The sequence below is a fragment of the Mesorhizobium sp. M2D.F.Ca.ET.226.01.1.1 genome (genome assembly GCF_004022705.2).
Taxonomy (GTDB): domain Bacteria; phylum Pseudomonadota; class Alphaproteobacteria; order Rhizobiales; family Rhizobiaceae; genus Mesorhizobium.
This window is the reverse complement of the sequence record NZ_RZOY02000006.1, coordinates 271,938-298,800: the sequence shown is the minus strand read 5'-3', so window position 1 is coordinate 298,800 and position 26,863 is coordinate 271,938. Positions and strand designations below refer to the sequence as shown.

Annotated in this window: 13 protein-coding genes; 5 read left to right on the top strand and 8 right to left on the bottom strand. The window is 64.3% G+C overall.

The features are described from left to right. Positions 1-207 precede the first annotated feature (207 nt). From EN869_RS16425 to EN869_RS16390, 8 genes are all read right to left on the bottom strand, one after another. On the bottom strand, positions 208-1,194 hold the full coding sequence (locus tag EN869_RS16425; protein WP_127229247.1) for a sulfate ABC transporter substrate-binding protein: 987 nt from the start codon (positions 1,192-1,194) through the stop codon (positions 208-210). 200 nt (positions 1,195-1,394) lie between these two features. Then, positions 1,395-2,435, bottom strand: a complete 1,041-nt coding sequence (locus EN869_RS16420; protein ID WP_127229246.1) for a sulfate/molybdate ABC transporter ATP-binding protein — start codon at positions 2,433-2,435, stop codon at positions 1,395-1,397. 70 nt (positions 2,436-2,505) lie between these two features. Then, positions 2,506-3,390: a sulfate ABC transporter permease subunit CysW gene (cysW, locus tag EN869_RS16415; protein ID WP_127229245.1), complete on the bottom strand. Its 885-nt coding sequence runs from the start codon at positions 3,388-3,390 to the stop codon at positions 2,506-2,508. After that, positions 3,383-4,234, bottom strand: a complete 852-nt coding sequence (gene cysT / locus EN869_RS16410) for a sulfate ABC transporter permease subunit CysT (RefSeq protein WP_127229244.1) — start codon at positions 4,232-4,234, stop codon at positions 3,383-3,385. The genes cysW and cysT overlap by 8 nt, the downstream gene beginning before the upstream one ends. A 65-nt stretch (positions 4,235-4,299) precedes the next feature. After that, complete coding sequence (locus EN869_RS16405; RefSeq protein WP_127229243.1) at positions 4,300-5,328, bottom strand: sulfate ABC transporter substrate-binding protein; 1,029 nt, start codon at positions 5,326-5,328, stop codon at positions 4,300-4,302. Positions 5,329-5,537: 209 nt separating this feature from the next. Then, a complete protein-coding gene (locus EN869_RS16400; RefSeq protein ID WP_348630808.1) occupies positions 5,538-6,248 on the bottom strand; it encodes a M15 family metallopeptidase in 711 nt (236 codons plus the stop codon). Positions 6,249-6,501: 253 nt separating this feature from the next. Continuing rightward, positions 6,502-8,592, bottom strand: a complete 2,091-nt coding sequence (pbpC, locus tag EN869_RS16395) for a penicillin-binding protein 1C (RefSeq protein WP_245489314.1) — start codon at positions 8,590-8,592, stop codon at positions 6,502-6,504. 117 nt (positions 8,593-8,709) lie between these two features. After that, positions 8,710-14,190 carry an alpha-2-macroglobulin family protein gene (locus tag EN869_RS16390; protein WP_127229240.1) on the bottom strand — a complete coding sequence of 1,827 codons (5,481 nt, stop codon included), beginning with the start codon at positions 14,188-14,190 and terminating at the stop codon, positions 8,710-8,712. A gap of 277 nt (positions 14,191-14,467) precedes the next feature. On the opposite strand from EN869_RS16390, the gene EN869_RS16385 reads away from it, so the two are divergent. The 5 genes from EN869_RS16385 (at position 14,468) to EN869_RS16365 (ending at position 26,824) form a co-directional block, all read left to right on the top strand. Beyond that, positions 14,468-16,411, top strand: coding sequence for an autotransporter assembly complex family protein (locus EN869_RS16385; RefSeq protein WP_127229239.1), 1,944 nt, complete (start codon positions 14,468-14,470; stop codon positions 16,409-16,411). A gap of 2 nt (positions 16,412-16,413) precedes the next feature. Next, on the top strand, positions 16,414-22,467 hold the full coding sequence (locus EN869_RS16380) for a translocation/assembly module TamB domain-containing protein (RefSeq protein WP_127229238.1): 6,054 nt from the start codon (positions 16,414-16,416) through the stop codon (positions 22,465-22,467). A 274-nt stretch (positions 22,468-22,741) separates the two neighbouring features. Beyond that, the gene (locus tag EN869_RS16375; protein ID WP_127229237.1) at positions 22,742-24,400 is read left to right on the top strand and encodes an ABC transporter substrate-binding protein; all 1,659 of its coding nucleotides are present in this window, start codon (positions 22,742-22,744) and stop codon (positions 24,398-24,400) included. Positions 24,401-24,619: 219 nt separating this feature from the next. Next, the gene (locus EN869_RS16370; RefSeq protein WP_127229236.1) at positions 24,620-25,654 is read left to right on the top strand and encodes an ABC transporter permease; all 1,035 of its coding nucleotides are present in this window, start codon (positions 24,620-24,622) and stop codon (positions 25,652-25,654) included. A 12-nt stretch (positions 25,655-25,666) separates the two neighbouring features. Next, entirely contained in the window at positions 25,667-26,824 is a 1,158-nt protein-coding gene (locus tag EN869_RS16365) for an ABC transporter permease (RefSeq protein ID WP_127229235.1), read from the top strand. Positions 26,825-26,863 lie beyond the last annotated feature (39 nt).

Here is a 26,863-nt window from a genome sequence, read left to right as displayed (position 1 = left end):
GTTGTTTGTGTGCAAATCATGACAGTTTGACCGTTGAACGCCCTCTGGACCAACAATTTGCCGGTGCAGCTTAGGCAGAAACGCGTTGATTCTTCGTAACGTTTTTCACGTAGGGGCCGGGATTTCCCCTGGGAACTCATGCAACCCCGCTTATAAGAAGAAGCCGGCAAAGCCGGCCTCCTTGCGCTTCCTGATTGTGGAGCCCTTTCAGCGGCTGCCATAGGTCTGATCGAGCAGTCCGCCGGCAGCGAAATGCTCCTTCTGCACCTTGTCCCAGCCGCCGAAGACTTCGTCGACGGTCAGCAGCCGGACGTCCGGGAAGTCGGCCTTGTGCTTGGCGGCGACCGCCCCATCGCGAGCCCGCAAGCCGTTCTCGGCGGCGATCTCCTGGCCGTCCGGCGTGTAGAGGAAATCGAGATAGGACTTGGCGAGGTCGCGGCTGCCATGCTCGTCGGCGACCTTGTCGACGATCGCCACCGGGAACTCGGCCAGCAGGCTGACCGAAGGCGTGACCTGCTCGAACTTGTCGTCGCCATATTCCTTGCGGATGCCACGCGTCTCGGACTCGAAGGTGATCAGCACATCGCCGATCTCACGCTGCACGAACGTCGTGGTGGCGGCGCGGCCGCCGGTGTCGAAGATCGGCACGTTGTTGAAGAGCTTGGTGATGAACTCCTTCACCTTGGCGTCGTCGCCCTTGAAGGCCTCCTTGGCGTAGGCGGTCGCCGCCAGATAGGTGTAGCGCGCATTGCCCGACGTCTTCGGATTCGGGAAGATCACCTGCACGTCGTCGCGCACCAGGTCGTTCCAGTCCTTGATGTGCTTGGGGTTGCCGGCGCGGACCAGGAAGGACGGCAGCGAATAGAAGGGCGAGGCGTTGTCGGGAAAATCCTTCTGCCAGTCTGCCGAGACGAGGCCCTTCTTGACCAGGAAGTCGACGTCGGTCACCTGGTTGAAGGTAACGACATCGGCGGCGAGCCCCTCGGCGATGGCGCGCGCCTGCGCCGAGGTGCCCGCATGCGACTGATCGATGATCACGCCCGGGTGCTTGGCAACGAAGGCCTTGTTGATGGCGGCGAACAGCTCGCGGCCGACGTCATAGGATGCATTCAAAAGCTTGTCGGCCGACCAGGCTTGGGAGGATGCGAGGACGAGGCCGGCAGCAGCCGCGATGCCAAGCAATAGACGCTTCATGAAACGCTCCAGAAAAATCAACCGGGACTATGGCGCGAAGCATAGCCGGGCACGGTGACCGTCACGAGACATGCTGGCCGAGCTGATGCTCGACGGCTGGAAAATCTCACGTCGAAACGGCTGTTTGGTAGGATTTTCTTTCAAACAGATTCACGGCGTCCCTGAACAGGAAAGTGCAGGCCGCCGAAGTCGGACGACGGTCAGGCTGTCGGGAAAAGCTTCCAGCGCCGCGGCCGGAAGGCGACGCGGCTCTTCTGCGCCGCCGGGTGGTCGACCGGCAGCTCGATCTCGACGCGCTGGCGCTCGCCGCCGACCTCAAGCTCGACCCGCCTGGTGCCGGCGACCCGGCGGCTGGCGGCGACCGTGCCGGCGATGCAGCCGCTGCAGCCGTCGACCAGCTCGACATCGTGCGGGCGGAAGTAGAGCTGTGCCTCGCCGGACGGCGCATGCGGCGCCGGCAAGCCGATCGGCCGGTCGGCGAGCCAGACCTCGCCGTTCTCGACTTTGACGGGCAGCGCGCTCGATTCGCCGATGAAGGAATAGACGAAAGGCGAGTTCGGCGTGTCGTAGATCTCGTCGGCGCCGCCGACTTGCTCGATACGGCCCTGGCTCATGACCACGACGCGGTCGGCGAGCTCCAGCGCCTCTTCCTGGTCATGCGTGACGAAAACGGTTGTGTGGCCGGTGCGGTCATGGATCTCGCGCAACCAGCGGCGCAGTTCGCGGCGCACCTGGGCGTCGAGCGCGCCGAACGGCTCGTCAAGCAACAGCACCTTGGGCTCGATCGCCATGGCGCGGGCCAAAGCCACGCGCTGGCGTTGGCCGCCGGAGAGCTGCGCGGGATAGCGCTTTTCCAGGCCTGACAGCTGGACGAGGTCGAGCAGCTCCAGCGCCCGGCGGCGGATTTCCTGCGCCGGCGGCCGCGCTGCGCCATGCCGGACCTTCAGACCGAAGCCGATATTGTCGGCGACCGTCATGTGGCGGAACAGCGCGTAATGCTGGAAGACGAAGCCGACATTGCGCTCCTGGATCGACTTCTGCGAAGCGTCCTCGTCGCCGAAGAAGACCGCGCCCTTGGTCGGCCGCTCCAGGCCGGCGATCAGGCGCAGCAGCGTCGTCTTGCCCGAGCCGGACGGCCCGAGCAGCGCAATGAGCTCGCCCGACCTGATGTCGAGCGACACGTCGTGGAGCGCCGGAAACCGCTCGAACTCCTTGCGCACGTTGACGACGCGAACTTCCATGCAAATCCCTCAGTTTCGTTGATGCATATCATTATCCCAAAACCGCTACGCACTTTTGGGTGACATGCACCTAGTGTCCGCGTGTCGCGGCGATCTCGGCGCCGTAGCGCAGCTCGAGAAGTGTTTTCAAGACCAGCGTCACCAGCGCCAGGCCGGCGAGCAGCGAAGCGACAGCAAAAGCGCCGACGGCGTTGTACTCATTGTACAGGATCTCGACATGCAGCGGCATGGTGTTGGTGAGGCCCCGTATGTGGCCGGACACCACGGAGACCGCGCCGAACTCGCCCATGGCGCGCGCATTGCAGAGCAGCACGCCGTAAAGCAGCCCCCATTTGACATTGGGCAGCGTCACGTACCAGAAGGCCTGCCAGCCGTTGGCGCCAAGCGAGAGCGCCGCCTCCTCGTCGCCATTGCCCTGCTCCTGCATCAGCGGAATCAGCTCGCGCGCGACGAAGGGGAAGGTGACGAAAACCGTGGCGAGCACAATGCCCGGCACCGCGAACAAGATCTGGATTCCGTGCGCCTTCAGCCATTCGCCGAGCAGCCCTTGCGCGCCGAAGAGCAGCACATAGACCAGGCCGGAAATGACCGGCGAGACCGAGAAGGGCAGGTCGATCAGCGTGGTCAGGAACGCTTTGCCCTTGAACTCGAACTTGGCGATGGCCCAGGCAGCCGAAAGGCCGAAGACGAGATTGAGCGGCACCGAGATCGCCGCCACCAGCAGCGTCAGGCGGATGGCGGAGCGCGTGTCGGCATCGCCCAGGGACTGGAAATAGGCGCCGACGCCCTTGGCAAAAGCCTCCTTGAACACAATGATCAGTGGCAACAGCAGGAAGACGCCGAGAAAGACGAGCGTGACGGTCGTCAGCGTGATGCGGACGGGCCGGCTTTCGGTGACCGCCGCCGAGCGGCTTTCATGCAGTGGTTCATAGGATTTGATCTCGGGATCAGCCATAGCGCTTGCGGCTCCATGTCTGCACGAGGTTGATGACCAAGAGCATCGCGAAGGACAGTCCCAGCATGATCGCGGCGATCGCCGTCGCGGCCGGGTAGTTGTATTCCTCCAGCCGGATGACGATCAAAAGCGGTGCGATCTCGGATTTGTAGGGCAGGTTGCCGGCGATGAAGATGACCGAGCCGTATTCGCCGACGCCGCGCGCGAAGGCGAGCGAGAAGCCGGTGACGATGGCTGGCGCCAGGCCGGGCAACAACACGCGGGTGATGATCTGGAAACGGCTGGCGCCGAGCGTGGCGGCGGCTTCCTCGACCTCCTTGTCGATCTCCTCCATGATCGGCTGCACGGTGCGCACGACGAAGGGCAGGCCGATAAAGACCAGCGCCACGACGATGCCGAGTGGAGTGTAGGCGACCTTGATGCCGAGCGGCATCAGCAATTTGCCGAGCCAGCCGGTGGGGGCGTAGAGCGTGGTCAGCGCGATGCCGGCGACCGCGGTGGGCAGCGCGAAGGGCAGGTCGACCATGGCATCGACGATGCGGCGGCCGGGGAAACGGTAGCGGACCAGCACCCAGGCGACGAGTGTGCCGAAGGCGACGTTGGCCGCGGCGGCGATGAAGGCCGTGCCGAAACTGATCTCAAGCGCGGTGAGAGTGCGCCGGTCGGTGGCCAAGGCCCAGAAATCGGCCCAGCCGAGCGCGGCCGAGCGCCAGATCAGCCCCGAAAGCGGGATGAGGATGATGAGCGTGAGGTAGGCAAGCGAGAAGCCGAGCGTCAGTCCGAAACCCGGAATGACACTCGGCTGTCTGAACCGCCACCCCGCCTGGGCGGGTGCTGTGGTCATGCTGTTCTGGATCGTCCCTTCTTACTCAACCAGATTGCAGTCGCCAGTTTTTGAGGCCCAGCCTCTCACTGCGCCGGCTTGTAGATCTGGTCGAATATACCACCGTCGCCGAAATGGTAAGGCTGCGCTTTCTTCCAGCCGCCGAATTGCGGGTCGTCGATGGTGACCAGCTTGATCTGCGGCAGCTTGGCGAGGTCTTCCGGCGGCACCAGTTCGGGCTTGGCGGGGCGATAATGGTTCTTGGCGATGATGGTCTGGCCTTCCTTCGAGTAGAGATAGGAAAGATAGGCTTCGGCCACCTTGCGCGTGCCCTTGGCGTCGACATTGGCGTCGACGACGGCAACAGGCGGTTCGGCCAGGATCGAGGTCGGCGGGTAGACGATGTCGAAATTGTCAGCGCCGAATTCGTCGAGCGCCAAATAGGCGTCGTTCTCCCAGGCGATCAGCACGTCGCCCAGTCCCTTTTGCGCGAAAGTGACGGTCGAGCCGCGCGCGCCGCTGTCGAGCACGGGGGCATTGGCATAGAGCTTGCCGACGAATTCCTTGGTCTTGGCCTCGTCATTGCCGTCATGCGCGTTGGCATAGGCCCAGGCCGCCAGATAGTTCCAGCGCGCGCCGCCGGAGGTTTTCGGGTTCGGCGTGATCACCTGCACGCCGTCCTTGACCAGGTCGTTCCAGTCATGAATGCCCTTGGGATTGCCCTTGCGCACCAGGAAGATGATGGTCGAGGTGTAAGGCGCTGAATTGTTTTCGAATTTCTTGCGCCAGTCGGGATTGATCTTCTTCGACTTGGAGACGATGGCGTTGATGTCGCCTTCAAGCGCCAGCGTCACCACGTCGGCATTGAGGCCGTCGATCACCGCCCGGGCTTGAGCGCCGGATCCGCCATGCGACTGCTGGATGGTGACCGTCTCGCCGGTCTCAGCTTTCCAGTGTGCGGCGAAGGCCTCATTATAGGCCTTGTAGAGCTCACGTGTCGGGTCGTAGGACACGTTGAGGATGGTGGTGTCGGCAAACGCGAAACCGAGTGTGCCGAACTGGATAGATGTGGCGACCAGCGCGCCGAGCAGTTTCCTGAAATGAGGTTTGGTCATTCCCGCCTCCGTTGAACTGCTGCGAACTCTAGCGAGTTTATAGAAATTAGATGCATTGAATGTTGCCTTTTTCACCTCCTTGAAGCAATTTCTCGCCGTATCGACACCTTCCGAAGAAATATCTTCCTCAAGCCGGCGAGACCATGAATCCTCGCCAGCCGGCCTAATTAGGGCCGGCAACGGCTTGGGCAAGGCTGGGACGCCTTAGGCTAAGGTGCGGTGACCGGAAAATCGAAACGCCGTTTGGGGGAGGGCTCCTTGGCCAGCGTGAAGTGCCACCATTCGCGCGCATAATTGCGGAAGCCGGCGGCACGCATGGCGGCAACCAGCATCTTGCGGTTGGCTGCCGCTTCAGCGGAAAGAGGATGGTGCGCCGTCTCGCTCATCGGATCGAAGCAGTCGAAACCGGTGCCGAAATCGAGCGTGCCGCCTTCCGGCGCGCCGCAGGCCGGATGTACGGAGCTTTTCCTGCCGGCCTTGGCGATGGCGAGGTCAACGGTCGAGCCGCGCGAGTGGCTGGACAACTGGCCGACATAGCCCTTGGCGATGAGATCGCCGCGCTCGACCGTCGGGTACCATTGCGGGTCGGGCGGGCCGCCTTGTCTCGTCCATTTGCCCATGTCGGTAACGGCACGGGCAGGCCGGTAGCAGTCGAAGACGACCAGCGTCAGCCCCTTGGCGGTCATGGCTTTCTGAACGCTGGACAGCGCCTTCGCGGCCGGCGCGGTCAGGATGCAGACCGGCGCGTCATAGCCATCGACCTTGCGGTGCAGGAAATTTTCGCGGCCGGCGTAGCGGATGTCCTGGCGGATGGTCGGGTCAATATCGGCGAGCCTGACGAAGCCGGCGGACAGGGGATCGGCGCGGGCCGGGGTGGGGGTTGCGGACAGCAGGGCCAGCGTTGCGAGGAATGTTACCAACAGAGGTCGGCGCGAGGCCCCCCTCTCTGCCCTGCCGGGCATCTCCCCCTCAAGCGGGGAGATTGGCGGTTTCGGCGCCGGATCTATCTTTCCGACGTCGAAGATTGGCGAAGCCGGTGAAGCAAGTAATCTCCCCCCTTGAGGGGGAGATGGCCGGCAGGCCAGAGAGGGGGGCCTCGCGCCATACGTCAAGGGAGAAACCCCGCGCGCCGAAGCCTTAAGAAACGCAATCCCCTGAATCGCTTGCCGCATCCTATTCAACGAAAACCTTCACGCTTGCCGCGCGGCCGGCGGCGTCGATCACGGTCAGCGTCGAATAGCCGGTGCCGTCCGGTTGCCAGGTCGCGGTGCGGCGGCGGTCGATGCCGGCGAGCGGCTTGCCGTTGGCGAGCCAGCGGAACGGCGCGCGGCCACCCTGCAGCTTCAGCACCAGCGGCGTGGCGTCGGCGGAGTTGGTGCCGAGATCGACGCGGGCGCCGTCGGGCGGGAAGATGATGGTCGGCGCGGGCTCGGTGGCTGTCGCCTGCACCAGCCCGTCGGAGCCGGCACCGAAGCGGGCAAGCGTCACCGGCAATTCCTCGCGCTTGGGATTGAAGACGCCCGGCGGCCGGCTGGGCAGCGGCACGCTGGCAAGGCCGGAACGGACGAAACCTTCGAACAGGATGGGAGCCGCCGAGACATAACCCGACAGGCCGGGGACGGGGCTGGCATCGGCGCGGCCAACCCACACGCCCAGCACATAGCGGCCGTCGAAGCCGACGGACCAGGCATCGCGATAGCCGTATGACGTGCCGGTCTTGTAGGCGATGCCGCGCTGCATGGCGCCTTCCGGCGGTTTCACACCGGACAGGATGTCGTTGATCTGCCAGGCGGCCTGGTCATCGAGGATGGTGGCGGTGGTGCGCTCGGCATTGGCCGGCTCGGTGCCGTCATGCAGCGTATGCATCTTGCCGCCATTGGCGAGCCCCGTATAGAGCTGCACCAGATCGCGCAACGTCACGCCGACGCCGCCCAGCCCGATCGCGAGGCCCGGCGCCTCGTTGACCGGCAGGACCGGGTTGATGCCGGCCTGACGGAACCGCGCCGTCAGCCGTGCCGGACCGACAGCGTCGAGCACCCGGATCGCCGGCACGTTGAGCGACAATTGCAGCGCCTGGCGGATCGAGACGTCGCCCTGGTAGCCCATGTCGAAATTCTTTGGACGGTAGCCGCCGAAATCGACCGGGCTGTCCTCGATGATCATCTCTTGCGCCACCAGACCCTGCTCGAAGGCAAGTCCATAGATGAAGGGCTTCAGCGTCGAGCCGGGAGAGCGCACCACCTTGGTCATGTCGATCCAACCGGAGCGGCTGGCGTCGAAGAAATTGGCGGAGCCGACCTCGCCGAGGATGTCGCCGGTGCGCGCGTCGGCCATCACCATGGCGACGGAAAGCTTTGGGCCGAGCTTCCTGGCGGCATCCCTTGCCACCTGCTCAAGCCCCTGCTGCACACTTTTGCGGATGGTGAGCTGCAGCGGCTTGCCGGGCATTGCCTTGGGCAGCACGGCGTAGGAGGCATGCGCGGCCAGCGCCGGCAGTTTTCTGCGCAGGCCGGAAACGTCGTCGAGGGCGGCGCGCGCGGCTTCGCGCTCGCCGAGCAGGCCGGCCGAGACCATTCGGGTCAGCACCCGGTCGCGCGCGGCGTGCCCGATATCGAGATTGCGGTCGGGTCGGCGCTTTTCCGGCAATTGCGGCAGCGCGACGAGGAGGGCGGCTTCCGAAACGGTCAGCCGCTTCGGCTCCTTGCCGAAATAGGCGAGCGAGGCGGCGCGAACGCCTTCGAGATTGCCGCCATAGGGCGCAAGCGTCAGGTAGCGTTCGAGGATTTCCTGCTTGGTGAGCCGCCGCTCGATCTGGATGGCGCGCAGCATCTGCTTGAGCTTGGAGCCGAGGCTGCGGCTGTCGCGCGGCTCGATCAGTCGGGCAAGCTGCATCGACAAGGTCGAGCCGCCCGACACGATACGGCCGCTGGTGACGAGCTGGCCGGCGGCACGGCAAAGCGCCAACAGATCGACGCCCCGGTGATCCCAGAAACGCTTGTCCTCATAGGTGACCAGCATGTCGACAAACTGCTTGTCGACCTGGTCGAGCCGGGTTTCGAGCCGCCAGTAGCCGTCGGGCGTGGCGAAGGCGCGCAGCAGCTGGCCGTCGCGGTCCTGCACTTCGGTCGAGACCGTCAGCTTTGCCGGAAGCGGCGGCGGGAAGGCGCGGTCGAGTTCCCAGAGCGCGGCGAGGAAAAAAGCTGCGAAGCCGGCGAGGCAGGCGCCGGCGATTGCGGTTCTTCGAAAGAATTTTCTGGAGAGCATTGCGCTGCCCCTCATCTGCCTGCCCGTCCTTCGCAGCAGCTACGCTGCAGCTTCGGAGGGTGAACCGGCACCGTCTCCCCGTATAGTGACGGGGAGAAGGATAAACCGGCGACCTTGCTATTCCGCCTTCACCTCCATCACGCCGGTGGCGGTGCGGGCCGAGTATTGCGGCCGGTACATGTCCTCCACCGTGGCCGCCGGATGGGCGTAAGTGCCCGGCGTCACGGCGCGCACGACATAGGCCAGCGTGATGTTGCGGTCGCCGTCGCCTTCGTTCGGATTGAAGGCGGCGACGAAGCGGTCGTCGCGGAACTCCAGATGCGCCGCGTCGGTCTGCGCCAGCCAGGAGAAGTTCGACAATTGCGCGCTGGAGACCAGGCTCGGATTGTCGATCTCGAAGCCGGCCGGCAACAGGTCGGTGATCAGCAGCCGCGACGGCCATTTGTTCTGCTCATAGATCTTGAGCACGACCACATAGCGCTCGTTCTGCCTGGCCTCGGTGACATTGGCTTCGGTGCCGTCGAGCTTGTAGTAGGTGCGATCGATGGTGAAGCCGTCGCCGCCGGCGGGCAGCGGGTCGACCGGCGCGGCGACCGCGGTCACCACCGCCTGCAGCGGCGTCGCGCCGGTGTTGGCGATGGTGAGTGGGCTGTCGACGAGGTCGCTGCCGGCGACCTGGTCGGAATAGCCGCCCGAATGCGGCGCGCCGTTGACGGAAAGCGTGATGGAATCATTGCCTTCCTTCAGCGCCCGCGCGGCAAGCAGCATCCAGGACTCGTCCTGGGTGCTCGTCCAGCGGGCATCGGCGCGCACCACGCCCACCAGCTTGATCAGCTGCGGCATGATGCTCGGCACCGGCCTCGATTCCGCCGCCAGCGCCAGCATCGCCGCGCCGTCGCGCAGCCGTGAGCCGTAGTCCGAGCGGTACCAGTCGTAGTCGGTTTCCGACTGCGCCAGCCTGAGCGCTGTCTGGAAGGTCGATTCCGAACGCTGGGTATCGCCATAGAGTGCCAGGCTCGCCGCCAGTTGGGTGACGGCCATCGGGCTGGAGAAGGCTTCGAGCTGCGTGTCGGCGTAGTAACGCAGATCGCCGATCGAGGCCTTCTTGTTGCGGGCGAGCACATAGAGCGCGTAAGCGATATCGCTGCCGCGATCCTGGACGCTCTGGTCATAACCCAGCGAGTTCTGCAGGTTGTTCAGCGCCTGGTTCATCGCCAGCGCCGGAACGTCATACTTCTCCTCGCGCGCCCGGGTCAGGAACTCGCTGACGTAGGCATCGAGCCACAGATCGCCCGAACCCGGCCCCCACAGGCCGAAGCTGCCGCTTGACGACTGATAGGACAGCACCTTGTAGATGGCGTCCTGGATGCGGCCGTGCAGGTCCGGATCGCTCTCCATGCCGATGGTCTTGGCCATGTCGTTGACATAGAGCAGCGGCATGGCGCGGCTGGTGGTCTGCTCGGCGCAGCCATAGGGGTAGCGGTCGAGGCTCATTAACAGCGACGGCACGTCGAGTGCGGACGACTGCGAGACGCCGACGCTGACCGAAGCCCCGTCGAGCACGCTTGCGGCAAGCAATTCCTTGTCGACGCGTAGCGAGCCGCCCTTCGGCTTCAGGTCGACCACCATGCGGGTGGTGACCGGAAGCTGTGCCGGGCGCACCGGCAGATAGAGCGTCTGCTCGACCGCGGTGCCGTCGGCATGCGCGAGCTTGACGGTGACCGAGGCGTCGCCCGCGGTCTTGGCAACCAGCGGGAAGGTGAGCGACTGACGCTTGCCCTGGGCGAGCGTCAGCTTCTCGGGCAGGGGCTTGTCGCCGGTCGAAAGGTCGCCGGTCGTGGTGACGGAGAGCGCATAGTCGCCGGCCGGGCCATCGGTGTCGGCGATGTCGAGGCGCATGGTTGCCGCATCGCCCGGCGCCAGGAAGCGCGGCAGGCCGGCGGTGATCACCACCGGATCGCGCACGATGACGTCGGTCTGGGCATGGCCGATGGCTTCCTTGGTCCAGGCGACAGCCATGACGCGCACTGTGCCGTTGAATTGCGGAATGTCGAAATCGACCCGCGCCTTGCCATTGGCATCGAGCTCGACCGGGCCGGAGAAGAAAGCGACCAGCTTTTCGGTCGGCGGGCTGCCTTGCGCCTGCATGTTGGCGCCGTCGCCGCCGGTCCTTATCTTGCCCATGGTGCCGAGCGAGCCGTCGATCAGCCGGCCGTAGAGGTCGCGGATCTCAAGCCCCAGCATGCGCTGGCCGAAGAACCAGTTTTCGGGATCCGGCGCCTTGTAGTTGGTGAGATTGAGGATGCCGACATCGACGGCAGCCACCATCACATAGGCGTTGGAGCCGGCCTGGGCGCCGTTGACCGCGATCGGGATCGACAGCTGCTGGCGCGGCAAGGTCTTTTCCGGCGGCGTCAAACTGACCGCCAGCTTCTTCGAACCAGGATCGACGGAAAGCCATTTGACGCCGATGGCGCGGGCGGGCATGCGCGATTCCTGCGCGTCGCCCGGCCGGAACAAGGTGGCAGTGACATAGGCGCCGGCGCCCCAGTCGTCGCCGACCGGGATATCGACGGTGCCGCCGCCGGCCGGCACCGAAGCCGTGACGGTCTTCAACAGCTTCTCGGCGCCGATGGTGACCAGAAGTTCGCCGGCAAAATGCGGCGAGACCTTCAGCTTGGCGACTTCTCCGGCGCCGTAAGTGTCCTTGTCGAGCGCGATCTCCAGGCCGTCGGGCGTCTCGGTGGTGGTGGAGGCGACATACCAGCCGGCATCGAACTCATAGCTGGTCGCCGGACCGTCCGGGTCGGCCGTCTCGACCTCGAGCCGGTAGCGGCCCCAGTCGACGGGCAGCGACACCGTCGCCTCGCCGTCGGCCTTCAGGTCGACGGCACCGTTGGCGACGGCCTTGGTGAGGCTTACGGCCTCGTAATTCCAGGAATTGTTGGAACGGTACCATTGATAATTGCGCTCGACCTTGACCAGCGACCACTGAGCGCCCTTCAGCTCCTCGCGCTTGCCGTTCGGGTCGACGGCGATGATGCTGAACTTGGCGGTTCCGCCTTGCGGCACCTCATCGCCTTCGAAATCCGGACGAATGCCGATCACATCGCGCTGCGGGCGAACGCCGATGTCGAGCGAACGCTCGACGGCGCGGCCGCCAGCCTCGCGCATGCGTACCGTGACCTTGGCGTTGACCAGCTTGGTGGTCGACGGCAACTGGTCGATGGTGATCGGGAAGGTCGCCTTGCCGTCGTCGCCGACGACCGGAAGATTGGCGAGGGGCGTCACGGTCGGCTCACTCGACTGCTCGTCGGCGAGGCCGAAGGTGAAGTCCTTGAAGCTGTCCCAACTGCTGGTGGTCGACAGCGTCATCTCGCCTTCGAGCGCAAGGCCGGCGGCCGGCGCGCCGTAGAGGAAGCGGCCGTCGACGGTGGCGTTGGCGGTCTCGCCCTGGGCGATCTCCTTCTTGTCGGCGGTCAGGTCGAACTCGATGCGATCCGGCACGAAGTCCTCGACCAGGAACATCTGGCTGGCGACGGCAGCCTGCTTGGGGTCGGTGTAGATCGACACCGTCCAGGTGCCGCGCATCGCATTGGCCTCGAGCGGCAGGTCGACGGCATGGCCGCCAGTGGACTCGCCATTGCTGACGATGCGGCGGTTCTCGACGCCGTCGGGACGGGTGAAGATGAAGGTGAGCGGCAGGTTCTCGACCGCCTTGGCGGCGCCGTCGCGGGCGAGGGCGGCGACATGCACGTCCTCGCCGGCACGGTAGATGCCGCGCTCCGTCCAGGCATAGACGTCGAGCGCACCGGGCGAGGCGCGCCCCTCGACGCCACGATCCGACAGATCGAAGCCGGCCTTGGCCATGTCGAGGAAGACGAAGTCGTTGTCGCCCTGCTTGGCCATCAGCACGGCCGGCACCATGCCGTTCTCGCCACGGGTGAGGCCGGGATTGAACACAGCGTGGCCTTCGGCGTCGGTGGTCGCGGTGCCGAGGATTTCGTTGTTCTTGGCCAGCAGCGTCAATTCGGCGCCGGAAATCGGCTTGGCCGAGCCCAGCGACCGGGCAAAGACGTTGAGGCCGTCCTGGCCGGTATAGGTGGAAAGACCGATATCGGAGACGACGAACCACTGCGTGGCGCGCGAGCCATAGTCGTCGCTCTTGTCGTCGACCGGCTGCGCGGTCAGCACATAGACGCCAGGCTTGCGCTGCGGGATCGCCTCATCCACCGGGAAAGAGGTGGTCACTTCCTTGTTGAGATCATTGGCGATTTCCAGTGTGCCGGACCAGACCGGCGCGCCCATCTGGTCGGAAATGGTGGAAATGTCGTAGCCGTCCAACTGATGCAGGAACTGATAGCCGGACAGAAGCTGAGCTAGCGAACGATCGCCGATGCGGTAGAGCGTCATCTTGGCGGCGTTCATGTTGACGGTGACGACCGGGATGCCGCGGCGCGCGCCGGCCGGCAGCACGAAGCTGTCGCCGGTAAAGCGGGCCGACGGGGCGCGGTCCTGGACATAGATCGACAGCACGACCGGGGCCGCGAGCGTTTCGCTGATCGCCGCCGGCAGGCCGGCGCGGAAGGTCACGTCGTAATGCTGGCCGTGCTCCAGGCCTTCGACGCAGATCTGCTTGTCCTTGGCCTCGACGGCCTTGGGGGCGGCTTTGTCGACGGTCACGAACTGCGCATAGTCGACGCCGGTCTTGACCAGTTCCTCGGAAAACTGGGCACAGATGCGCGGTGAGGAGGAATCGGCATCGACGGTGTGCTCGATGACGCGGAAACCCTTGCGCGCTTTGAGGTCGGCATAATCGGCCTGGACGGCGGGCGAGCTCACCAGCGCAAGGCTCGCCTCGTAGGCCTGCAGCGACGGGCGGTAGAGATCGCGCTTGTCGAGGCCGGCGCCAAGCAGCGCCAGCGCCTCGGCGCGGGTCTTCCTAGTGCGCACCAGCTTGTAGGCGTTGAAGGCCGCCGAGGTGGCGTTCATCGGGAAAGTCGAGGGTTCGGTGGTGTTCGTCGCCGGCTGCACGGCAAGTATCTCGCGCGCCAGCGCCAGCCACAGCGCACCATCGTCGGGCAGGACCGAAAGCGCGGCCTGGTATTTCTGCATGGCAAGGCGATGGTCGCCGGTCAGCGCGGCCTGCTCCGCTGCCGCCTGCAGCGCGGCAAGCCCCTCCGTCGGCTTGTCATAGGCCGGATCGGTCAGCTTGTTGCGGAACTGCTGGGCCTGGTCGGCCATCCAGTTCGGGAAAAAAGCAAGGGCAGGCGGGGCGCCGATATCGGGGTCGCCATCGACATTGGCGATCTTGCCGGCAATGGCGCCGGTGAAGGATTTCAGCTGGTTATAGTCGGATTTGAGAAAACACCACTTCGCCTTGGTGTTGTAGGTGAAGGCGCGGCAGGCGGAATCGCCGAGGCACGTGGTCTTGCACTGGTCGAGGCTGACATTCTGCTCCGACCGGAGGTCGAAACCGAAATAGTCGGAATTGTCGGTTGTCACCATTCGCCGGGCTTCGGCCGCGAATGCCGCCCCGCCCAGGGCGAAAAAGATGAGAAGAAGGAAAGAGAGACCACGACCCGCGCGCATTGCCACATCACCCTCCAGACGTTGCCAGCGTCCAGGCATGATCAAGCTTCGCTCAGGCTTGTCAACGCCGGAACGCCGCAGGTTTATCACCCGCAAACGGTTTCCATGCCGGCCAAAGGCCGGTATTTCGACATAACCTCTGTGAGACGGATCACACTTTCTTGCGGAATCGCAAAAGGTGTGAATTCCAAGCCCGGACTATTTCAGACAATTGGATTGTGGCCCCTTTACGAACGTTTTGAAACTTCATTCCAATTTTAGTTTTGTCGACTAGGTTATCTTAATGCCGGCGCATGAAACGCAGATGTCAGGAGGGTTCGCGCCAGGGCGCGGGCTTCCGCGCGCCCTGCTTTTCGCGCTCGTCTGCTCGGCCGTGCTGGCCGGTGAAATGCGGCAGGCGGCGGCTTTCGAGATTTTCGGTATCAAGCTTTGGGGCTCGTCCAAGGATGAGGACGCCGACATCGTCGATCCGCTGCGCTATACGGTGACCATCGACGCGCCAAGTCTTGACAAGAGTGGCGCCGACAAGGATCTGGTCAAGAGGCTCGAAAACGCCTCGGCGCTGAAAAACGACGAGGATCATCCGGTGTCGGGATCGCTTGGACTGATGGCCAAGGCGCGCAGCGACCGTGAACAACTGGTAGCCGCGCTCTACGCCGATGCCCGCTACGAGGGCGTGGTCACCATCACGATCGACGGCAAATCGATCGACGACTTACCGCCGGACGCCGAATTCAAAGGGCCGCAGCCCATTCCGGTCGTCATCAGCGTCGCGCCCGGGGCGAAGTTCACACTGGGCAATATCCGGTTGAAAGGCGATGCCGCCGGGCTGGCGAGCGCCGATTTCGGGCTGATCGCCGGCGGCGATGCCAGCTCCGGCGCCGTGCTCAAGGCGGAAGCCCTGATCGTACGGGCGCTGAAGGACGAGGGCAGGCCGCTGGCCAAGGTGACGGACCGCGAAATCGTCGCCGAGCATGCCAGCTCGACGCTGGACGTCACGCTGACGGTGGCGGCAGGCCCGGTCGCCGGCTATGGCGACACGACGGTCGAGGGGACCGAGAAGGTCGATCGCGGTTTCACCGAGTATATGACCGGGCTGCAGCGCGGCAAGCAATACTCGCCGCAGGAGATCGACGATGCCCGCGACCGGCTGCTCGGCCTCGAAGTCTTCAACAGCGTGACCATCAAGGAAGGCGACAGCCTCGACGCCAACGGCAATATCCCGATCGATGTCCAGGTCAGCGAGCGCAAGCCGCGCTATTTCGGCATCGGCGGCACCGTCTCGAATACGGAAGGACTCGGGCTCGAAGGCTATTGGGGGCATCGCAACCTGTTCGGCCAGGCCGAGAAGCTGCGCATCGACGGCTCGATCAGCGGCATCGGAAGCAACAGCATCTCGGCGCTGAATTACAATGCCGGCGTCATGTTCGAGAAGCCTGGCGTGCTCGGGCCGACGTCGAAATTCTTCACCGGCATCAAGACGGTGTTCGAGCATCCCGATGCCTATGACCATTTCTCGGTCAAGGGCGATGTCGGCGTTTCCTACGACCTCGACAAGAAGCAGCGGGTCTCGGCCGAATTCGACCTGGACTATTCCAGGATCACCGACACCTTCGGCAAGCACACCTATCTGATCGCCAGCGTGCCGCTGCAATATGTCTATGACAGCCGCGACAACAAGCTGAACCCGACCCGGGGCTTCCGCTTCCTCGCCTCTGCCGAGCCCAGCTACGACATACTGAACGGCGCGACCTTCCTGAAGCTCAAGGGCGAGGGCTACACTTACCAGTCGCTGGATACCGCAAGCCGGTTCGTGCTGGCCGAACGCGCCACGCTCGGTTCGATCGTCGGCACCGGGCTGCAGAACGTGCCGGCCGACCGGCGCTTCTATTCCGGCGGCGGCGGCTCGGTACGCGGCTATTCCTACCAGGGCATCGGCCCGAAGGACATCAATGGGCAGCCGATCGGCGGCCTTTCCTTCTTCGAGACCTCCGTCGAGATGCGCATCGGCGTCACCGACACGATCGGCATCGTGCCGTTCGTCGATGCCGGCACGGTCTCGACCAGATCCTTCCCCGATTTCTCGAATGTGAAGGTGGGCGCCGGCGTCGGCCTGCGCTACATCACGCCATTCGGACCGCTGCGTATCGACGCGGCGGTGCCGCTCAACCGCGATCCGGGCGATCCGCATTTCGGCATCTATGCCGGCATCGGCCAGGCGTTCTGACGATGAAGATCTTTTGGCGCATCCTCCGCATCTTTAGCTACACGCTGCTTCTGCTGCTGGTGGTGGCGATCGGCGCGCTCGTCGTTTTGACCGGCACCGAAGGCGGCCGCCAGAATCTCGCCAGCCTGATTTCGAAGATGGCGTCGAGCGAGGACCGCAAGGTGACGGTCAGCGGCATCGAAGGTATCTGGTCGGGTCAGCTTCGGCTCGACCATGTGGTGCTGGAAGACCGCGCCGGTCCCTGGATGGTGGCGCGCAAGGTGGCGCTCGACTGGTCGCCGACGGCGCTGCTCTCCCGGAATTTCGACGCCGATCGCCTTGCCGCCGAGCGCATCGAGCTGGCGCGGCTGCCGCAGCCGAGCCAGCAGCCATCGCAGGGCGGTTCGACGAGCCTGCCGGTGTCGATCGATGTCAGGCAGATCGATCTGCCTGAGATCGCGCTCGGACAGGAGCTTGCCGGCAGCGGCATTGCCGAGCTCGCCGCGAAGGGGTCGGTCAAGGCCGACCCGTCGCCGCTGGCGATCGAAAGCGTGCTCAATGTGAGCCGCCATGACGGCAAGCAGGGCAATGTCGACGCCAAGATCCACTTCGCGCCGGCAGACAACAAGCTCGACCTCGATCTCAAGGCGTCGGAGCCCGCCGACGGCATCATCGCCAATTTGCTCAAGCTGCCGGATGCGCCGCCCGTCAACATCGTCGTCACCGGCAGCGGACCTTTGGCCAACTGGAGCGGTGTCGGCACCTTCATGGTCGACAGCCGGATCGTCACCCAGTTCACCGCTCGCCACCAGCTGTCCGATAAGGGTCACCGCATCGAGGCCAAGGGCGACGGCGAATTCGAACCCTTCCTGCCGCAGAAGATAAAGGCGCTGTTTGCCGGCAAGACGGGCTTCGACCTTGCCGGAACAGCGACCACGTCGGGCGGGGTCGACATCGAGCAAGCCAAGATAGAGAGCGATGCGGTGCACGGCACCGCAACCGGCAATGTCGATCCGAAGGGCGTCAGCGACCTTGCCGTGGAGCTCTCCGCCAAGGACAAGCCGGTCACCGTCGATGTCGGCAACAGCGCCGTCCCCATCCTGGTCGCTGTCGAAAAGGCCACAGTGCGCGCCTTCGGCGACGGCACGGCGCCGAAGGTCGATATCGGGACAACACTCAACTCGGTCGCGGTCGGCGGCACGCAGCTGAACAACATTACAGGCGAGATCCATTCCGACGGCTTCGATATCGAAAACCGCACCGGCCCGGTCAGCATCAAGCTTGCGGCCGCCGGCCTGAAGACCGATGTGGCGACGCTGGCGCCGCTGGTGACCGGCAAGCTCGCCGCCGATCTCTCCGGCACGATCAGCCGCGAGACGGTGACGATCGAGAAAGGCACGTTGCGCAGCGACGCGCTCAACGCCGCGCTGACGGCGGGCGTGTCGCTCGCCGATCTGTCGATGACGCTGAAGATGAATGCCGACGCCGTCTCGAAGGCGTTGCCGCCGCAGGTCAGCTCGCTGCTCGGCGAGCGCGTGAAATTCTCGGCCACTGCCACGCGCGATCCGCAAGGCGCGTTTGCCGCCAACTCGCTGGAGATCAGCTCCGGCTCGCTCAGCGCCAGCGGCACCGGCAGCATGCAAGGGTCGGACCTCCAGGCCAGCGTGAAAGGTACGCTGGGCGATGTCTCGCCGCTGTCGTCGCTCGCCGGCACCCCGCTCGCGGGTGGGATCAACTTCGCGCTGACGGCGAGCGGACCGCGCCTGGCGCCGGATTTCACTGTGTCGGCGGACAGCGCCAGCCTGACGGCGGCCGGCCGCACGGTGAAGGACATCAAGCTTTCGGCTAAAGGCAAGGCCGATGTCGCCAATCCGTCAGCCGACATCTCGCTGACCGGCAGCGCCGAAGGGCAGGCGCTCGACATCGCGGCCTCGCTGGTGACAGTGGACGGCAAGCGCGCGATCAAGGGCCTGACCCTGGCGCTCGGCGACAACAAGGTTTCGGGCGATCTTGCGCTCGACGACAAGCTCCTGCCGCTTGGCACGCTGACGCTTGCCGTGCCGGATATCGGCCCGCTCGCGGCGCTGGCGGATCAGACCGCCACCGGCGACATCAACGGCACGATCGCCTTCGCCAAGGAAGGCGAGGTGCCGACCGTCACCATAAACGCGGCCAGCACCTCGATCGCGCGCGGCGATCTGGCGGCAAAGGCCATCACCGTCAACGCGCTGATCGCCAACTACCTGAAGGGGCCGGCAATCTCGGGCACGATCAAGGCCGATAGCGTAACCTCGGGCAGCACGGTCATCAGCGGCATCGGCATCGATTTGAAGCGCGACGGCGACTGGACCAATTTTGCCGGCGGCGCCACCGCGTCCGGCATTCCTGCTACGGCCACCGGCCGGGTGAAGATCGCCAACGGCACCACGAGCGTTGAGATCGCTTCCGGCGAGGCGACGGTGCGCGGCATCAAGGCGGCCATTGCCGAGCCATCCAGCCTGTCCATCGCCAATGGCGTGACGACAATCGAGAAGCTCGCGCTCAATCTCGGCGGCGGCTCGGCGACGGTTTCCGGCAGCGCCGGACAGACCCTGGACCTGACGGCCAACCTCGCCAACCTGCCGGTGGCGCTGGCCAATGATTTCGTGCCCGGCCTCGACGGAGCCGGAACCGTGGAGGGCACGGCGCACGTCACCGGTCCTTCGTCCAATCCCGACATTCAGTTCGACGCCAAGGTGGCGGGCGCCGAGACCAGCCAGACCCGGCAGGCGGGGCTCGGGCCGCTCGATCTCGATGCCGCCGGCACTTATACGCTGTCGGGCGGCGTGGCCCTGGACCACGCCACACTCTCGGGCGACAAGATTTCAGGCAAGGCCGCCGGCACCCTCAACCCCAACGGCGCCAGCGATTTCTCCCTCGACCTCATATCATCCGGACCCAGCCTGCCGCTGACGGTCGGCAGCGCCGAGAGCCCGGTCAAGGTCGAAGTTCAGTCGCTATCGGCAAAGATGGCGGGCGAAAGCACGCAGGCGCGGCTGGATTTGTCCGCGATCCTGCCCTCCATTGCCGCCAGCCAGGCGAAGGTGGATGGTCTCATCCTGGCGCTGCATTCGGATGCCTTCGACCTTAAGGGGCGGGCCGGTCCGGTTTCCGGCACGGTGTCGGTGGACAGGATCGCCCTCGACAATCCGGTGATCGCGCCGCTGATTGCCGGCAAGGTCACGGCCAAGGTCAATGGCCGGCTGGCACCCGATTCCGTCGCCGTCAACAGCGGCTCGCTGAAGAGCGATGCGCTCAACAGCCAGGTCGCCGGCCGGATATCGCTGGGCGACGGCGCTGTCGACCTTAATGTGACGGCCGATGTTGCGTCCTCTGCCTTGCCGGCGTCGGCGCGCGGCATGCTCGGCGATACCGCAAAGCTGAGCGCCGCGCTGAAGCGCGATGCCAACGGCAATGTCAATATCGACGGGCTGAAGCTCAATTCGGGCGCGCTCAGCGCCGACGGACAGGCGAGCCTCGCCGACGGCAAGCTCGCCGCCGACGTCAGGGGTGCGTTGAGCGATGTGTCACTGCTCTCGAAAGACGCCAAGGGCTCCATCGCCTTTGCCCTGAATGCGCAAGGGCCGGTCACGGCGCCCGACCTGTCGATGACGGTGAACAGCGACCGGCTCCTGGTGGCGGCGCGCGAGATCACCGGGCTGAAGCTGACGGCCACCGGCAAGGCCGATGCCGCCAATCCGGCAGCCAATGTGCAGCTCACCGGCACTGTCGCCGGGCAGAATTTGCAAGGCAGCGCGGTGCTTGCAACGACCAATGGCAGCCGCGCGATCAACGGGCTTTTGCTGTCGCTCGGCCCGAACAAGATTTCCGGCGATCTGGCGCTCGACGACGCTTTCGTTCCGGTCGGCACGGTTTTGCTGGACCTGCCCGATATCGGACCGTTGGCCGCGCTCGCGCTGGAAAAGGCGGAAGGCAATGTGCGCGGCACGATTGCCTTCTCCAAGACCGCCAACGGCGCAGACGTCGTGATCAAGGCGAACACCTCGGCCATCAAGCGCGGCGACCTCTCGGCCAAGAACGTCGCCATCGATGCCCAGATCGCGAACTATATGGCGGCGCCCGTCATCGCCGGCACGGTGCGGGCCGAAAGCGTCACTTCCGGCAGTACCGTCGTTACCGGCATCGATGTCGATCTGAAGCGCGACGGCGATTGGACCGGCTTCTCCGGCGGCGCAACGGTCAAGAACATTCCGGCGAAGGCGGCCGGCCGGGTGAAGGTGGCCAACGGCACGACAACCATCGAGGTCGCATCGGGCCAGGCGACCGTGCAGGGCATCAAGGCGGCAATCGCGCAGGCCTCGACGGTGACCATCTCCAACGGCGTGACGACGCTCGACCGACTGGTGCTCAACCTCGGCGGCGGCACGGCGACGGTCACAGGCAAGGTCGCGCAGGCGCTCGACATCAGCGCCAATCTGGCCAAAGTGCCGATCTCGCTCGCCAACAGCTTCTCGAAGGGGCTCGACGCGGCCGGCTCGATCTCGGGCACGGTCAAGGTCACCGGCGCGCCGGCGAGCCCGTCGGTTGCCTTCAACATCGATGCTTCCGGCGTGCAGACCTCGCAAACGCGCGGCGCCGGCCTCGGCGGCATGAACGTGTCGTCGTCGGGAAATTTTGCCGGCAACAAGCTCGCCTTCGACGCCAATATCAGCGACGGGGCCGGTCTCGGTCTGAAAGGCGGCGGTTCGGTGACGACCGCGGGCACACCAACCTTGGCGCTCAACTTCAACGGCAAGGTGCCGTTCTCCTTCCTGGCCGCGAAGCTCGCCGCGCAAGGGCTGGCGCTCAACGGCACCGCCAATGTCGATGTGCAGGTGCGTGGTCCTGCATCTGCGCCGGTTATCAGCGGCAATGTCACGACATCCGGCGCGCGCCTTATCGATGCGCGTTCGGGCCTCGCGGTCAACGACATCGCCGCCGACGTTTCGATCGGCGGCGGCGTCGCCAGGATCAACCGCCTGAGCGGAACGCTGTCGACGCGCGGCAGCCTGTCGGCCAGCGGCACGGTCGGCATCAATCCGGCGCAGGGTTTTCCGGCCGATCTCTCGATCAAGCTCACCGACGGCCGCTATACCGACGGCCGGGTGGTGACCGCCAATCTCGGCGGCGACCTGACCATCAAGGGGCCGCTGGTTTCGGCGCCTGTGGTTGCCGGCACGATCAACCTGGCAAGGACGGTCATCACGGTTCCAGACAGGCTGCCGGGCTCGCTCTCGGAATTGGATGTGAAGCACAAGAATGCGCCAGCCGCCGTGCGGGCGCAGGACAAGGCGCTGCGGCCGGCAACGGCCAGCGGCAGCAGCAAAGGCGGCAGCGGTCTCGCCCTCGATGTGACGGTCAACGCACCGAACCAGATTTTCATTCAGGGCAGGGGCGTCGACGCCGAACTGGGCGGCTCGCTGAAGCTGACCGGCCCGGCGTCGTCACCGCAGGCCGTAGGCACCTTCACCTTGCAACGCGGGCGGCTAACAATCCTCGCGAAGCGGCTGACATTCACGGAGGGTACGGTCGGGTTCCAGGGATCGCTGGTGCCTTACCTCAATCTCACGGCGACCACGACGACGAGCAGCGCCACTGTCACCATCGTCGTTTCGGGCGAAGCGACCAATCCGAAGTTCACCTTCTCCTCCGTGCCGGCGCTGCCCCAGGACGAGGTGCTGGCGCAGCTCATCTTCGGTCAATCCATGTCTAAGCTGTCGCCGCTGCAGATCGCCCAGCTCGCCGACGCTGCCGCGCAATTGGCAGGCGCCGGCGGCACGACCTCGCTGCTTGACAATTTGCGCAACGCGATCGGCATCGACGACCTTGACGTGACGACGGACGAGAAGGGCGGCACGGCGGTTTCGGCCGGCAAGTATCTCAACGACCGCACCTATGTGACCATACAGAAGGGCGACAAGCCGGGGTCCGGCAAGGCGACGATCGACCTCAATGTCGGCCGCGGCGTGAAGCTGCGCGGCGAGGCCAATGATGCCGGCGAAGCGAAGGGCGGCGTCTTTTACGAGCGCGAATATTGAGGCCGCGCTGCGCTTTCCCGACCTGTCGAACAAGCTGCCCGCCTCGAAGGCGGCGCCCTTATCGTTATCAAATGTGTTGATTTAATCGCCCGCGACGATTTTTTGGAAATCGCGTCGCGCTAGCAAATTTGCGTCAAGACTGTCGTTATCGCGCGAACCGGGTTGCATCCAAAGATGCACATTCCCTAACATGTTCCTAGCCCAAACCGTCTTTTGACAAGGCGGTCAGGATGCGGAATGTTAAAAGGCGGAAAGCCAACAATGGGAGTTAGTCATGGCAATCTATACAAGCAACGGTGATCGCGTTCCGGATCACATCCTGAAAATGGCCGAAGAAGCCAAGGCGGGAAAGGTCGATCGTCGCGAATTCCTGGCGCTCGCCAGCGTATTCGGAGCGTCCACGGCAATGGCCTACGGCATGCTCGGCCTCGCCGATCCGACCCCGGCCAGGGCCGAGGACGTGCAGGGCAAGAAGGGTGGCGTCCTGAAGGTCGCACAGTGGGTCAAGGATCCGAAGGACCCGCGCAAGTCCGACTGGTCGGAAATCGCCAACGCCGAGCGTCAGGCGCTTGAGCCGCTGGTCAAATACACCACCGAATACACGTTCCGTCCCTATCTGCTCGAGAGCTGGGACGTTAATGACGATGCCACCGAGTATGTGCTGCATGTGCGCAAGGGCGTGACTTGGCACAACGGCGATGCCTTCACCGCCGACGACGTGTTGCACAACTTCAACCGTTGGGGCGAAAAGGCCGCCGAAGGCAATTCCATGCCCGGCCGTCTTGGCACGCTGTTTGACGACAAGACCGGCAAGCTCCGTGAAGGCGCGGTCACCAAGGTCGATGACATGACGGTCAAGCTGTCGCTGACCAAGCCCGACATCTCGATCATTCCCGGAATTTGCGACTATGTTGCTCTGCTCGTCCACAAGTCGTTCGACGAAAAGGGTGGCGACTTCAAAGCCTGCCCGATCGGCACTGGTCCGTTCGAGCTGGTCTCTTACGACGTCGGCCAGAAGGTGGTCTACAAGCGCCGTTCCGACAACAAGTGGTGGGACGGCGAGGTGTTCCTCGACGGCGTCGAGTTCATCGACTACGGCACCGATCCGGCAGCAATGGTCAGCGCTTTCGAGGCGGGTGAAGTGCACACCAATTTCGAGACGTCGGCCGACTATGTGTCGATCCTCGACGGCATGAAGCTGGTCAAGTCGGAAGTGGTCACCGCGGCCACTATCGTTTGCCGCTCCAACGTCAAAAACAAGCCTTACGACAACCAGAAGGTTCGCAGCGCCCTGCAACTCGCCGTCGACAATGCGGTCGTCCTGCAGCTCGGCTATGGCGGTGCCGGCACCGTTGCTGAGAACCATCATGTCTGCGCAATTCATCCAGAATACTACGAACTGCCGAAGATCGCGCGCGACCCGGCCAAGGCGAAGGCATTGATGGCGGAAGCCGGCCAGGCTGATTTCGAGCATGAGCTGATCACCGTCGACGAGGATTGGCACAAGAACACCGGCGATGCGATCGCGGCGCAGCTTCGCGACGCCGGCATCAAGGTCAAGCGCACGGTTCTGCCGGGCTCGACCTTCTGGAACGACTGGACCAAGTATCCGCTCTCGATGACCAACTGGAACATGCGGCCGCTCGGTGTCCAGGTTCTGGCTCTGGCCTACCGCACCGGCGAAGCCTGGAACGAGACCGCCTGGTCGAATCCCGACTGGGATGCCAAGCTCAACGCCGCGCTGTCGGTCGCCGACGCCACCAAGCGCAAGGGCATGATGAAGGATATCGAGCAGATCCTGCAGGATTCCGGCATCATCATCCAGCCCTACTGGCGCAAGCTCTACAGCCATTCGGTCGCCGCTGTTAAGAACTACAAAATGCATCCGACCTTCGAGCGCGACTACGGCAAGATCTGGCTCGACGAGGCCTGATCCGAGCGAATGGACAAAGGGGCGCTCCGCTCCTTTGTCCCCTTCCTTTGCGTGAACTGGGACCGGAGAGCCGCTGCAGCAAAAAAGTTGCGGACTCGTCGAGCAGGGTCATGCAATAAACACGGTTGATCGCATTCGGACGTCTGTTTGCCGGCTTGTTCCGCCTCGCGGCGGGATATCGGGCAAAGAGGCTCCCCAACCCGTCGGCAGGGGCCCGCCATGCTTTCTTTCATTGCGAGACGTCTCGGCACCATGGCGCTGACGATGCTGTGCCTGACGCTGATCGTCTTCTTCTTGATCAATCTCGATCCCAATCTGAAGAAGCTGGCTATCAGCCAGACCGAAATGCACACCTCCGCCGAACAGCTCGAAAGCTGGCTGGTCAACCATGGCTACCGCCAGAATTTCTTCGTCCGCTACGGTCAGTGGCTGGGGGTCCTGCCCAAGCAGCCGATCACCGACCCGGCGACCGGAAAGCCGGCGCAACGCTTCTCCTTCTGCAACGACCCGGTCGTGCCGACATTCTCCGGCGTGCTGGAGGGCGACTTCGGCTGCTCGACCAAATTCAAGACGACGGTATCCTCGAAGCTCTTCCCGGCGCTCGGCGCCACGGGGCTTTTGATGTTCTGGGTGCTGGCGGTGATGGTGCCGATTTCGCTGCTGGTCGGCATCCTTGCCGGCATGCGCGAGGGCTCGCGCACCGACCGCACGCTGTCTGTCGCTTCGATCGCCTCGACGGCGACGCCCGAATATGTGTCGGGCGTCATCTTCACCGTTATCTTCGCCTCGTGGCTGGGCTGGCTGAACGGCTCCGCCGCCTCGGCGAGCCAAGGCCTCACCTTCTACAATTTCACCCTGCCGGTGATGACGCTGGCCATCTACGGCATCGGCTACATCGCGCGCATGACGCGCGCCTCGATGGTGGAGGTGATGACGCAGCAATACATCCGCACTGCCCGCCTCAAGGGCCTGTCCTTCGGCAGCGTGGTCGTCAAGCATGCGCTGCGCAACGCTTTGATCGCGCCGTTTACCGTCATCATGCTGCAGTTTCCCTGGCTGCTCACCGGCGTCGTCATCGTCGAGGTGATGTTCCGCTACCAGGGATTTGGCTACACGCTGGTCGAGGCTGCCGGCAACAACGACATCGACCTTCTGCTCGGCTGCTCGCTGGTTTCGGTGTTCATCGTCTTGATCACGCAGCTCATCTCCGATGTCGGCTACGCGTTCCTCAATCCGCGCATCAGGGTTCAATAAGGGGCAGGGCCGATGCAGACCGAGTATATCAATGCCTTCGACATCGTGGTCGGCGTGCTTTGGCGTTTCTGGCCGGTGTGGATCGCGCTGATCCTGGTGATGGGTGTCAGCTTCGCCTACAAGAAGCGGCTTGGCCTTTACGGCCAGCTCTTCGACAGCGGCGTCGGCATCGCCGGCGTCTTCATCTGCCTGTTCTGGCTGTTCACGGCGATCTTCGCCTCGACGATCTCGCCTTTCGATCCCTTGGCGCAGGTCTCGATCATGAAGGACACGCTGCCCGGCGCGGTCGAGCCGACGTCCAAGCTCATCTATTATTTCGGCGGCGACAAGCTGGCGCGCGACGTGTTCTCGCGCATGGTCTATGGCAGCCAGATCGTGCTGATCATCGCCCCGGCGGCGACCGGTTTCGCGCTGATGGTCGGCATCACGCTCGGCCTGCCGGCCGGCTACTATGGCGGCAGGATCGACACGCTGCTGTCGTTCCTTGCCAATCTGGTGCTGGCCTTCCCGGTGATCCTCTTGTTCTACCTGCTGGTGACGCCGGGCATCATGGACACGCCGATCCCCTATGCGATGGCGGGATTGTTCTTCCTGTTCCCGATCATCTTCTTCAGCGTCCTGTTCTGGACGCGTTTCAAGAACCGGCCGGACCGGCTCTATATCCTGCTCGGCATCACGCTTGTCCTCGGCGGCTGGATTTATGTCGGCCTGGTCTTCGACAAGGACCCGCTGCACATCGTCCATATCGATCCGAACCAGCTCAACATCTTCGTGGCGGTGGTGTTCGCCTCCAGTCCAGGTGTGTTCCGCATCGTGCGCGGGCTCACCATGGACATCAAGACGCGCGACTATGTGGCGGCGGCGCAGACGCGCGGTGAATCGCCCTGGTACATCATGCTTTGGGAGATCCTGCCCAACGCGCGCGGTCCGCTGATCGTCGATGCCTGCCTGCGCATCGGCTACACGACGATCCTGCTCGGAACGCTCGGCTATTTCGGCCTTGGGCTTGCCCCGGAAAGCCCCGACTGGGGCACCGCGATCAAGGACGCCAGCCGCCTGCTGCGCTCCTTCATCCATCCGGCGCTGCCGCCGACGATCGCGCTGATGTCGTTCGTGCTGGGGCTGAACCTTTTGGCGGATTCGCTGCGTGAGCAATCGATGAAGGATTGATGGGGGGCCTGAGGCCCCATCTTCTAAAGATCAAGGATT